Genomic DNA, 12503 nt, shown 5'->3' on the forward strand with positions numbered 1-12503 from the left:
TATAAACAATAAACATTAATGTTTTAAATAACTCTTAAAATATTATAAAATCATGCTCAGCTGAATTCTTTTTCGTTGTTCATCTATTTCTACCACTTTTACCTGAACGTGTTGATGCAACTTCACCACTTCATTCACATCCGAAACAAAGCCTTCTTTGAGTTGAGAAATATGAACCAGTCCACTTTCTTTAATCCCGATATCTACGAAACATCCGAAAGCCGTGATATTATTGACAATTCCAGGAAGAACCATTCCGATTTTCACATCGCTTAATTTTCGGATATTGCTATCAAATTCAAAAACTTTTGCTGCTTTTCTAGGGTCTAAACCTGGTTTTTCTAATTCTTTTAAAATATCCTGAATCACCAAAACGCCCACATTTTCGGAAATATATTTTTCGGGTTGAATTTGAGCAATTTTGTCTTTATTGGAAATTAAATCTTCCAAAGGAATTTTTAAATCTTTAGCCATTTTTTCCACAACAGAATAGGCTTCAGGATGAACCGAAGAATTATCCAAAGGATTTTTAGCATCACGAATTCTTAAAAAACCAGCCGCTTGCTGAAAGGCTTTTTCTCCTAAACGAGGAACTTTTTTCAAATCTTTCCTTGATGTAAACGCTCCATTTTCGCTTCTGAAATTCACGATGTTTTCAGCCATTTTTTCACCAATTCCAGAAACATAACTTAACAGTGATTTACTTGCCGTATTTAAGTTTACCCCAACAGAATTCACGCATTTCGCAACGGTAGAATCCAATTCTTCTTTCAATAAACTTTGATCCACATCATGCTGATATTGCCCTACTCCAATAGATTTAGCATCAATTTTCACCAATTCCGCCAAAGGATCCGACAGCCTTCTTCCAATAGAAACCGCACCACGAACCGTAACATCGTAATTTGGGAACTCATCACGAGCAATTTTAGACGCAGAATACACCGATGCCCCCGCTTCAGAAACCACAAAAACCTGAATCGATTTATCAAAAGCTATTTTCTTGATGAAAAATTCTGTTTCGCGGGAAGCCGTTCCGTTGCCGATAGAAATCGCTTCAATATTATAAGCATTTACCATGGAACGGATTTTCTTCATCGCTATTCCAGACTCGTTTTGCGGAGCGTGAGGATAAATATTTTCATTGTGCAACAAATCTCCTTTTTCATCCAAACAAACCACTTTACAACCCGTTTTAAAACCTGGATCGATAGCTAAAATTCGTTTTTCACCAAGTGGAGAAGCTAAAAGAAGCTGTTTAAGATTTTCAGAAAAAACATCAATGGCTTTAATGTCGGCTTTTAGTTTAGCCTCCTGCAGAACTTCATTAGACAATGCTGGTTCTAAAAGTCTTTTGAATGAATCTTTGGCAGCAACTTGAATTTGCTCAGAACACTCGTTTTTTGATTTTATAACAGATTTTTCGATAATATTTTGAGCTTCCTCTTTATCGATTTCAATTTTCACTTTTACAAACCCTTCTGTTTCCGCTCTTAACATCGCTAACAAACGGTGAGAAGGAATTTTGAACAAACTTTCTTCCCAATCAAAATACTGATTGAATTTTTGTGCCGACTCCTCTTCTTTTTTTGCTTTCAGCACTTTTGAAGTAATCACAGATTTGCGTTGGAAAAGATTTCGAAGCTGTTTCCTGATGTACAAATGCTCGTTCAACCATTCTGCAATAATATCTCGAGCGCCTTGCAAAGCTTCTTCTTCAGAGAAAATTTCAGAATTAATATATTTTGAAGCAATAGATTCAATATCGTTGGCGTTTTGAGCCATAATGATCTTCGCCAAAGGTTCTAAGCCTTTTTTTCTAGCCACATCAGCTTTGGTACTTTTCTTTTTCTTGAAAGGCAAATACAAATCTTCCAAATACTGCAAATCAAAAGAGTTTTCAATTTTTTCTTTCAAATCTAGACTTAAAGCGTTTTGCTCTTCAATAGATTTTAAAATACTTTCTTTTCTTTTGACCAATTCATCAAACTGCTTTGAGGTTTTAGCAATTTGCTCAATTTGAACTTCATCCAAATTTCCTGTTTTATCCTTACGATATCGCGCAATAAATGGAATGGTACAATCCTCGGAAAGCAATTGCAAAGTGGACTGAATATTTTTTTCTGAAATCTGTGAAAGTTGATGAATGTATTGCTGTTTTGTCATTTTGAAATCTAAAGAAATGCGAAGATAAAGAAATGTTATCGGAAAAATGCACAAAAAAAATCCCGACCAAAAGCTCGGGATTCATATTATTTAGTGTAAACCAGAATTATTTCAATTCTACTTCAGCACCAGCTTCTTCAAGTTGCTTCTTAAGAGCTTCAGCTTCGTCTTTAGAAACACCTTCTTTGATTGGAGAAGGAGCACCATCTACGATGTCTTTAGCTTCTTTAAGACCAGCCCCAGTTAAATCTTTTACTAATTTAACAACTGCTAATTTAGAAGCACCAGCTGATTTCAAGATTACGTCGAATTCAGTTTTTTCTTCTGCAGCATCACCAGCACCACCAGCAGCTACAACAACTGCAGCAGCAGCAGGCTCGATACCGTACTCATCTTTAAGGATAGTTGCTAATTCGTTTACGTCTTTTACTGTAAGGTTAACAAGCGTTTCCGCTAAATTTTTTAAATCTGACATTGTATTAATGTTTTTTTTGTTGAACTTTATTGATTGTTTTGAGTTTAATTATTCTGCGCTAGCTTCTGGCGTTTCAGTAGCTGGAGCTTCTTCCGCTTTTACTTCTTCTACTGCAGGAGCCGCTTCTTCTGTAGCAGCTTCTGCTTTGTTTTGTAATGCAGAAACCAATCTTTGGATTGGAGATTGAAGTAATCCAATGATTTCTCCGATCATCTCCTCCTTAGACTTGATGTTAGCAAGAGCATCTAGGTTGTTATCACCAACATAGATTGTTTCTTGTAGGAATGCAGATTTAAGAGCTGGTTTTTCAGCTTTTTTTCTGAATCCTTGAATTAATTTTGCAGGAGCGTTAGCCGTCTCAGAGATCATTACTACTGAGTTACCAACAAAAGTTGGGAACATTTCAGAATAATCTACTCCTTCAATCTGCTCCATAGCTTTTTGTAAAAGTGTATTTTTAACAACTTTTACTTTGATATTTTGCTTGAAAGCCTGTCTTCTGAAATCTGAAGCCTGACCAGCATTTAATCCTTCTAGATCTGCTACGTAAATTACTTTTGCATCTTGTAACAAATCCTTAATTTCCTGTATTACTAATACTTTTTCTTCTTTTGTCATTGTCTTTCAGATTTTAGTTAACAGATTTAGTATCAATGGCAATACCAGGACTCATTGTAGAAGAAAGGTAGATAGACTTAACATAAGTACCTTTAGCCGCAGTTGGCTTTAACTTCATAAGAGTTTGGATTAATTCCTGTGCGTTTTCTTTGATTTTAGCAGCATCGAAAGACACTTTACCAATTGCAGCGTGGATAATACCATATTTATCAACTTTGAAGTCAATTTTACCAGCTTTTACTTCAGCAACCGCTTTACCAACTTCCATAGTAACAGTACCAGATTTAGGGTTTGGCATAAGGCCTCTTGGTCCTAATACACGTCCTAATGGACCTAATTTACCCATAACTGCTGGCATCGTAACGATAACGTCAACATCTGTCCAACCATCTTTTATCTTTTGTAAATACTCGTCAAGACCTACGTAGTCTGCACCAGCTTCTTTAGCTTCTGCTTCTTTATCTGGAGTAACAAGCGCAAGAACTTTAACATCCTTACCTGTACCATGAGGAAGAGATACAACTCCTCTTACCATTTGGTTAGCTTTTCTTGGATCAACGCCTAATCTTACAGCGATATCTACAGAAGCATCAAACTTTGCAGTGTTTACTTCTTTTACTAAAGCAGAACCTTCTTCTAAAGAATAAATTTTATTCTTTTCTACTTTTGCTAAAGCTTCTTTTTGCTTTTTTGTTAATGTTGCCATAATTCTTACGCGTTTGTTGGTTTAGTTCCTGTTACTTTCAATCCCATAGATCTTGCAGTACCTGCAACCATACTTAAAGCTGAATCCATAGTAAAGCAGTTAAGGTCTGCCATTTTATCTTCAGCGATTTTTTTAACTTGATCCCAAGATACAGATCCTACTTTGTTTCTGTTTGGTTCTCCAGAACCCTTTTTTACCTTAGATGCTTCCATCAACTGAATAGCTGCTGGAGGTGTTTTGATTACGAATTCGAAAGATTTGTCTTCGTAAACTGTAATCACAACTGGTAAAACTTGTCCTGGCTTGTCCTGCGTTCTTCCGTTAAATTGTTTACAAAACTCCATGATGTTCACCCCTGCAGAACCCAAAGCTGGACCTACTGGTGGAGAAGGGTTAGCAGCGCCACCTTTCACCTGAAGTTTAACCATTTTAAAGACTTTTTTAGCCATTTTAAATTTGTTTTTTTTGTTGAATAATTAATGAATTTGGAAGCATTATTTATTCATACCACCTATCATCTCACATAACAAGATGGTATTTTGGTTTGCAAAATTATAAAATATTTTTGAATCTACAAATAACAACCTATTAAAAATCAATAAGTTTTTACTGTTAATTAAAAAACACCTATTTTACATGGGTTTAATCTCAATCAAATATTTAAGTATTAAAACCAAGCTTATATTAATATGAAATAGAACTTTAGTTTTTATTAAATCGAATACTAAAAACTAAAGCATAAAAAAACCACTCTAAAAAAGTGGTTTAACTATAAAGAGTATTTTCTTATACTTTTTCAACTTGCATGAAGTTAAGTTCCATTGGTGTTTTTCGACCAAATATCATAACTGACACTTCAAGTTTTTTCTTGTCTTCAAGAATTTTTTCTATTGTTCCATTGAAACCATTGAATGGTCCATCAATAACTTTTACGCTTTCTCCAACTACAAAAGGAATTTCAACATCTGTAGCAAATTCTGACAATTCATCCATTTTACCTAGCATTCTGTTAACTTCAGATTTACGCATTGGCACTGGATCACCGCCTTTTGTCAAACTTAAGAACGATATAACCCCTGGGATATTTTTAATAATGTGTGGAACTTCACCGATAAGATTAGCTTCCACCATTAGATATCCAGGATAGTAAGGTCTTTCTTTCGGAACTTTCTTACCGTTTCTTATCTGGATTACTTTTTCCATAGGGATAACTACTTGCGTCACATAAGACTCCATATTAAGGCGTCTCATTTCGTTTTCAATGTAGTTTTTAACTTTGTTTTCCTGCCCACTGATCGCCTTTAGCACGTACCATTTCAACTCACTCATTGCAGAAAATTTAGTTAAACATATTAATTAAAGAAGACACAAAATTCTTAATTGTAACACTAAACAAAGAGTCAACACCGAATGTAAACAAAGATAAAATAACTGTTGCAATAGCAACAACAATCGTAGAAGATTGCAAGTCTGGCCACTTTGGCCATTCAACTTTATCTTTAAATTCTGTGTAAGAACCTTTTAAAAAACTGATTAGTGAACTCATAAAATTTTCTTATTAGCACGGGCACAAGGATTCGAACCCTGATCAACGGTTTTGGAGACCGGTATCCTACCATTGGACGATGCCCGTAGATTAAAAAGTTCCGTAAGCTTCCTTACGGAACTTTTATATATTTTTCGATATTAGTCGATAATTTCAGTTACCTGCCCAGCACCTACTGTTCTACCACCTTCTCTAATCGCAAATCTAAGACCTACGTTAAGAGCGATTGGTTGTAACAATTCTACTGTAATTGTCAAGTTATCACCTGGCATTACCATTTCTACACCTTCTGGCAAGAAGATCTCACCTGTAACGTCTGTTGTTCTTACGTAGAACTGAGGACGGTATTTATTATGGAATGGCGTGTGACGACCACCTTCTTCTTTAGAAAGGATATAAACCTCTGCTTTGAATTTTTTGTGTGGTGTTACTGAATCTTTCTTAGCGATTACCATACCTCTCTTGATGTCAGTTTTTTCAATACCTCTCAACAATAAACCTACGTTATCACCAGCTTCACCTCTGTCTAGGATTTTTCTGAACATCTCAACCCCTGTAATTGTAGAAGTTAATTTTTCGTCACCCATACCTACGATATCAACTGGATCACCAGTGTTGATAACACCTGATTCAATTCTACCTGTAGCTACAGTACCACGACCTGTAATTGAGAACACATCTTCGATTGGCATCAAGAATGGTTTATCTTGATCTCTTACTGGTTGCTCGATCCAAGTATCAACAGCAGCCATTAATTCTTCAACAGTTGCAACCCATTTTGGTTCACCGTTAAGTGCACCTAGAGCAGAACCTTGGATAACTGGAGAGTTATCACCATCATATTCGTAAGAAGACAATAAGTCTCTTAATTCTAATTCAACAAGCTCTAAAAGCTCAGCATCGTCAACCATGTCAACTTTGTTCATGAATACAACGATTCTAGGAACGTTTACCTGACGACAAAGTAGGATATGCTCTCTTGTTTGAGGCATAGGACCATCTGTTGCAGCACACACCAAGATAGCACCATCCATTTGAGCAGCACCAGTTACCATGTTCTTAACATAATCGGCGTGACCTGGACAGTCTACGTGAGCGTAGTGACGGTTTTCAGTTTCGTATTCGATGTGTGAAGTATTAATAGTAATACCTCTTTCTTTTTCTTCTGGTGCAGAGTCAATCGCAGAGAAATCTCTTTTCTCAGCAAGACCTTTATCAGATAATACTTTACTGATCGCAGCAGTTAAAGTAGTTTTACCATGGTCAACGTGACCAATAGTACCAATGTTCAAGTGTGGTTTGTTACGATTAAACGTTTCCTTTGCCATGACTTTAATATTTAATTATTTACAATTCAATTTTTAGGTGTGCAAATATAGCAATTTTTTCAATACCAAAATATTTTTTGATATTTTTTTAAAAAAATCCCTCAATATTTTTTCCTATTCATTTTTCAGATGCAAATTTACAAAAAAATTCCATTTTCAAAAACTTATTATTAATTACTTCAAAATTAATTAAAAGACGTTGTTTTTAGACTTTTATAAAACAACCAAAATATAATTGGAAATACCAATAATGTTAAAAGTGTTGCGGTAATTAATCCTCCTATAATTACTATAGCCAAGGGTTTCTGAGATTCTGAACCAATACCTGTGGAAAGTGCTGCTGGCATTAATCCTATGGAAGCCATCAAGGCTGTCATAATTACAGGTCGGGTTCTCACTTTAACTCCTTCATAAATAGAATTGTCTAAAGGCAAGCCTTTTTTAATGTTTTGATGAAATTCTGTGATAAGGATTACGCCATTCTGAATACAAATCCCCATTAAGGCGATTACCCCTACTCCTGCAGAAATACCAAAATTCGTTCTTGTGACATGCAAGGCTATGATTGCGCCGATAAGTGCAAACGGAACATTTGCAAGAACTAGCAGAGCGTCTTTCATATTACCAAAAAGGATGAATAGTAAAAAGAAAATCATTAAAACACTGATGGGAACAACCTGTGCTAAACGATGAGTGGCTCTTTCTTGATTTTCGAACTGCCCTGTCCAGCCCACGGAATATCCATCTGGCATTTTCATTTTTGCGACTTGTTTTTGAGCATCGGCAATTGTACTTCCTAAATCTCGATCTCTAACGGAAAACTTAATACCTATATATCGTTTTATATCGTCTCTGTAAATAAAGGCAGCACCATTATCTTTTACAATATTCGAAATTTCTTTAAGCGGAATTTTCGTTCCGTCTTCTGTAGGAACCATTAAAGCGGCAATATCGTTTTCGTCTTTTCTATACTCGTGAGCATATCTTAAACGAATAGGGAATTTTCTTTCACCGTCATACATTTCTGAAGCCGTTTTTCCTCCGAAAGCCATTTCTAAAACAGCTTGTGCATCTAGGGGCATTACGCCGTAAGCTGCCATTTTATCTCGATCCAAAACTACGCTTACTTCTGGTTGACCAATATTTTTAATAATTCCGGCATCTTTTACTCCTTCTACATTTTTAATATTGGTTATTACTTTTTCTGCCAACTCATCTAGCGTTTGTAGATTATCTCCGTAGATTTTTATTCCGTTTTCTGCTTTAAAACCTGCCACAGCTTCGGCAACGTTATCGGAAATAGGTTGAGAATAATTGAACGTTATCCCCTGATAGTTTCTTAGTTTTTTGTCTATTTCCTCGATGAGTTCATCATAAGTTATCTTCCTTTTCCATTCATCGTGAGGTTGTAAAGCAACAGCAAATTGCACGAAACCAAAACCGTTGGGATCTGTACCATCATTACTTCTACCCGTTTGGGCAAGAACTCCCGTAACTTCGGGGAAACTCATAATTTCCTTTTTAAGTTCATCAGCCGTTTTCAAAGATTCTTTTAAAGAAGTGCTCATCGGCATTTCGGCGGTTACCCAAAGTGAACCTTCATTAAGCTGTGGTAAAAATTCTGTCCCCAAAAATTTACCCGAAAACAAGCTTAGACCTAAAGTGGAAATCGCTATAATTAAACTCGTTCTTTTATTCTTGAAGGCACTATTGAAACCTTTTAAAACAACTCTGTCCCAAAAATTCACAAAAACGTTATGTTTTTCTTTTACATTTTTATTCAATAACAAATGTGCGAGAACAGGAACTAAAGTAAGTGTGAAAATAAGAGCACCCAACAATGCAAAGCCCAATGTAAACGCTAATGGCGAAAACATTTTACCTTCAACCTTTTGAAAAGAGAAGATGGGAATCAGGGAAGTAATGATAATAAGTTTTGAAAAGAAAATTGATTTTCCTAATCCTGTACTGGTTTGCTTAATCCAACCGCCTTTGGCCATTTTGTTGAAGTGTTCCATACCATATTTTTTGGCTTTATGATCCAGCATCACAAAAATACCTTCTACCATAACCACGGCACCATCGATGATAATTCCGAAATCTACAGCGCCCAAAGATAGCAAGTTAGCACTCATCCCCGTAAGCTTCAAACACAAAAATGCAAAAAGAAGTGATAGAGGAATAACGATGGACACCGTAACTGTAGTACGCCAATCTGCCATAAAAATAAGAACGATAAGGGTTACAAGAACGATACCTTCTATTAGATTATGCATCACTGTATGTGTTGTGAAATCCATTAAGGTATCTCTGTCATAGAAAGTCACCATCTTAACACCTTTTGGAAGTATTTTTTCGTTTAGTTCTCTAATTTTTGCTTTTACACCTACAAGAACTTCTCTGGGATTTTCTCCTTTTCTCATCACGACAATACCTTCCACAACATCGGATTGATTATTTAATGAAGCCTGGCCTACTCTAGGCATTGCGCTTTCTATAACATCTGCAACATTTTTTACAAGAATAGGGTTTCCGTTATCATTTTCTATGGTAATATTACCGATGTCGCTTATCGATTTTAATAAACCAATTCCGCGAACAACATAGGCTTGTCCGTTTTTTTCGATAACATCTCCACCAACATTGAGGTTACTTTTTGTAACCGCATCATACACTTGTAGTGGCGTAAGGTTATATTTATCTAATCTTCGCGGGTCTATACTCAACTCGAAAATACGATCTTGTCCACCAAAAACATTAATATCTGCCACACCAGGAACGCCACGCAAAGCTCGATCAACTATCCAATTCTGAATCGTTAATAGCTCTCTAGAATCTTTAGTTTTACTTTCTAAAGTATATCTAAAAATCTCGCCTGTTGGACCATAAGGTGGTTGAACTTCTGGTTCTGCACCATCAGGTAAATTGACAGTTCGAAGTTGGTTATTGACTTGATTTCTTGCGAAAGTATCTTCTACACCATCATCGAACAATATTTTCACGATTGAAAGTCCGAACATTGTGGTGCTTCGAACACTTGTTTTCTTCTGAACGGGACTCATCGCAAGTTCTATGGGTGTTGTTACAAAACGTTCAACTTCCTCTGCACTTCTGCCATTCCATTGGGTGATAATGACAATTTGAGTATTGGTAACATCTGGAAATGCCTCAATGGGCATGTTTTTAAAACTTATGAATCCTGCAACAGCTAACAAACCCACCCAAATAAAGGTGAAGACTTTATTCTTGAGCGAAAATGCAATAATATTTTTAATAAACTTATTCATGTCTTATTACTCAAAAAATTAACTGGTTAAAGATTTATAAATTAATAATTGATTGGTGGTAATGACTTTTTCACCTTCTTGAAGGCCTTCGGAAACATAAACAACCTCTCCAACTTGCTTTAAAACTTTAATTTCTCGAACGTTTACATCTGTTCGTGATTTAAAAACCACTACAAAATTTCTGTTGTCATCGAAAATTACCGCATTGGAAGGCACCGTAAGAGATTGATTGTTTTCTTGTCTTTTAACTTTTATGGTAGCTTTACTATCGGGAACGAGAAGTCCATTTGAGTTATCCAAAACTAGCCTCGCCTGCATGGCATTGGTGTGCGGATCTATGATTTTGAAAATTTTATCTATTTTTCCGTAAAAAACCTTGTCGGGGTAAGTTAAGGTTGTAACTTCAGCTTCCATACCTAAACTTATTTTATCGATATCGGCTTCATTAACATTTAAAATTGCCCAAACGTTTTTAGTATTAGCAACATCGAAAATATTATCGGAGCGATCACTTCTTAGTTGCATATCTTTGTTGATATTTTTTTGAACTATATATCCGTTAATTGGAGCGAGAACACTGTACACATTTCCTTTTTTAACATTGTAAACAGTACTTACTGCTAATGCTCTCTGCAATTGATCTTCTGCTTTTGTAACTTGACTTTGCGCTTCGATGACGTCTTTTTCGGTATTTAATTTTCCTGCATACATTTCTTTTGCCACGCGAAGGTTATTTCTGGCTACCGCTAGATCTGTTTTGGCGTTACTCACCTCCTGTTGAACTCCCGCCAACTCCGTACTTCTAATAGTTGCCAAGACCTGGCCTTTATGCACATAATCGCCGAGTTCTACATTTACGCTCAATACATTTCCGCCCACCAAAGGGTAAACATCGATATAAGAATTTTTATCGGCGCTAATTTTTCCATAAAAACTAAACTCATCCTCAACATATTTTTTCTCAACATCAGCAAAAGTCATTGTTTGAAGCATAGTATTGCTAAGTTCAAAACCTTTTGATTTGGTTTTATCGGGTTTGGCTTCTTCTTTTTGGGAACAAGAAAATATAGTTAAAAGTGCAAAGATTATATAAAAGTAATTTGATTTCATTTTTTAGTAGAATATTTGAGTTTGTACCAGTTGGTTGAGCTGTTCTTTGGAAATGATGATCTGCTTCTTCATTTCATAAACTTGGAGAATAGTTTTTCGGTAACTGTCCATAAAATCTGTAAAATCGATTAGGCTAACATTTCCATTTCTGAAATTTTTCAGCATACCGTTATACACGATGTTTAAATCATCCAAATCCTGAATACTCAACTGAAAATACTGTTGGTAGTTATTCTTCCAGGTTTGGTAAGCAGATTCTACTTGATTTTCAATAGATAATTTTTGCAATTCTGCATTTTTTTGATGTTGCTCTATGGCAAATTTTGCTTTTTCTACATTCCCTTTATTGCTTTTCCACAACGGAATTGGCATCCCAACCACCATATCAACTTCATTTTTGAAAGTTCCTCCGTTTTGACTGTACGCCATACCGAGGTTAATATCAGGTGTGTTCAATGATTTTTGCCATTGTGCGTATAACCTTCCGTTGTCTATCAATTTTAGATTATAAAGGTAGTCGACATTGTACTCAAGTGCTTTTCTTTTTAGATCTTCAATATCGCCGATGGGTTCTACTAGTAAGGAATTTTGCGCTTCGGTTTCCGAAATTTCGGGATCTATATTTTCTGTGATGCCCGTTAAAAGTTTTAAATTTTGTTGATATTCTAAAATGGAATTGTTGCTAGAAACTTTATCACTCCTTAATTGTATGACTTCAGTTTGTAAACGAACCTCGTCTTTTAAAGAAATATTCCCTTTTTTAGTCTGAATTTTATAAGCCGAAAGCAAATCATTCATATAACCTAAATGCCTGGTAATATTGTCGAGTTTCAGTTTTTCGAAATAAAGATTGTAAAAATTGGTTCGAAGTTGAGTTCTTAAATCAACTAAAAGTTGGGTAAATTGCAATTGTGCAAGCTCTTTATTGGATTTTGCAAAAGCTATTTCGTTCTTTTTCTTTCCACCGAGATATATAAGTTGAGAAATTTGCGCCTCTTTGGAACGTCCAACATCAAAAATCTTTTTATCCTCTGGATTTATAGTATTAAACTGAACGCTAGCTTGTGGGAGTTCCCAGATTTTGGCCTGTATAATATCGGCATCGCTCATGCTAATATTATATTGTTGCGCTAACAATTGCAAATTATTCTTTTCGAAAGAAGCCTCGCAATCTCGAATTGTCATGTTTTGCTGAGCAAGCAGCGTTGTACTGACTACAAACAAAAGGTATTTTACCCGTTTCATTTCATCTCATTTGAGACAAAAA

General features: G+C 35.6%; 11 protein-coding genes and 1 tRNA gene. All 12 read right to left on the minus strand.

The genetic code is table 11. The annotated features are described in order from the left end of the window. Window positions 1-42: 42 nt before the first annotated feature. On the minus strand, window positions 43-2166 hold the full coding sequence (locus G6R40_RS07280) for a Tex family protein (protein WP_165133577.1): 2124 nt from the start codon (window positions 2164-2166) through the stop codon (window positions 43-45). Between the two features lie 106 nt (window positions 2167-2272). Next, the gene (gene rplL, locus G6R40_RS07285) at window positions 2273-2641 is read right to left on the minus strand and encodes a 50S ribosomal protein L7/L12 (RefSeq protein ID WP_079667294.1); all 369 of its coding nucleotides are present in this window, start codon (window positions 2639-2641) and stop codon (window positions 2273-2275) included. Between the two features lie 48 nt (window positions 2642-2689). Then, a complete protein-coding gene (rplJ, locus tag G6R40_RS07290) occupies window positions 2690-3259 on the minus strand; it encodes a 50S ribosomal protein L10 (RefSeq protein ID WP_165133580.1) in 570 nt (189 codons plus the stop codon). 13 nt (window positions 3260-3272) lie between these two features. Then, window positions 3273-3965: a 50S ribosomal protein L1 gene (gene rplA / locus G6R40_RS07295; RefSeq protein WP_165133583.1), complete on the minus strand. Its 693-nt coding sequence runs from the start codon at window positions 3963-3965 to the stop codon at window positions 3273-3275. Window positions 3966-3970: 5 nt separating this feature from the next. Continuing rightward, a complete protein-coding gene (gene rplK / locus G6R40_RS07300) occupies window positions 3971-4414 on the minus strand; it encodes a 50S ribosomal protein L11 (RefSeq protein ID WP_165133586.1) in 444 nt (147 codons plus the stop codon). 337 nt (window positions 4415-4751) lie between these two features. Next, complete coding sequence (gene nusG, locus G6R40_RS07305) at window positions 4752-5294, minus strand: transcription termination/antitermination protein NusG (protein ID WP_165133589.1); 543 nt, start codon at window positions 5292-5294, stop codon at window positions 4752-4754. 10 nt (window positions 5295-5304) lie between these two features. Beyond that, entirely contained in the window at window positions 5305-5511 is a 207-nt protein-coding gene (gene secE / locus G6R40_RS07310) for a preprotein translocase subunit SecE (RefSeq protein WP_165133592.1), read from the minus strand. Between the two features lie 16 nt (window positions 5512-5527). Continuing rightward, window positions 5528-5598: transfer RNA gene (locus G6R40_RS07315), tRNA-Trp, on the minus strand. Between the two features lie 53 nt (window positions 5599-5651). Further along, complete coding sequence (gene tuf, locus G6R40_RS07320) at window positions 5652-6839, minus strand: elongation factor Tu (RefSeq protein WP_165133595.1); 1188 nt, start codon at window positions 6837-6839, stop codon at window positions 5652-5654. A gap of 185 nt (window positions 6840-7024) precedes the next feature. After that, window positions 7025-10126: an efflux RND transporter permease subunit gene (locus G6R40_RS07325; protein WP_165133598.1), complete on the minus strand. Its 3102-nt coding sequence runs from the start codon at window positions 10124-10126 to the stop codon at window positions 7025-7027. A gap of 18 nt (window positions 10127-10144) precedes the next feature. Next, complete coding sequence (locus G6R40_RS07330) at window positions 10145-11236, minus strand: efflux RND transporter periplasmic adaptor subunit (RefSeq protein WP_165133601.1); 1092 nt, start codon at window positions 11234-11236, stop codon at window positions 10145-10147. A gap of 3 nt (window positions 11237-11239) precedes the next feature. Beyond that, window positions 11240-12481, minus strand: coding sequence for a TolC family protein (locus G6R40_RS07335; protein ID WP_228455943.1), 1242 nt, complete (start codon window positions 12479-12481; stop codon window positions 11240-11242). Window positions 12482-12503 lie beyond the last annotated feature (22 nt).

This window comes from Chryseobacterium sp. POL2 (genome assembly GCF_011058315.1).
Taxonomy (GTDB): Bacteria; Bacteroidota; Bacteroidia; order Flavobacteriales; family Weeksellaceae; genus Soonwooa.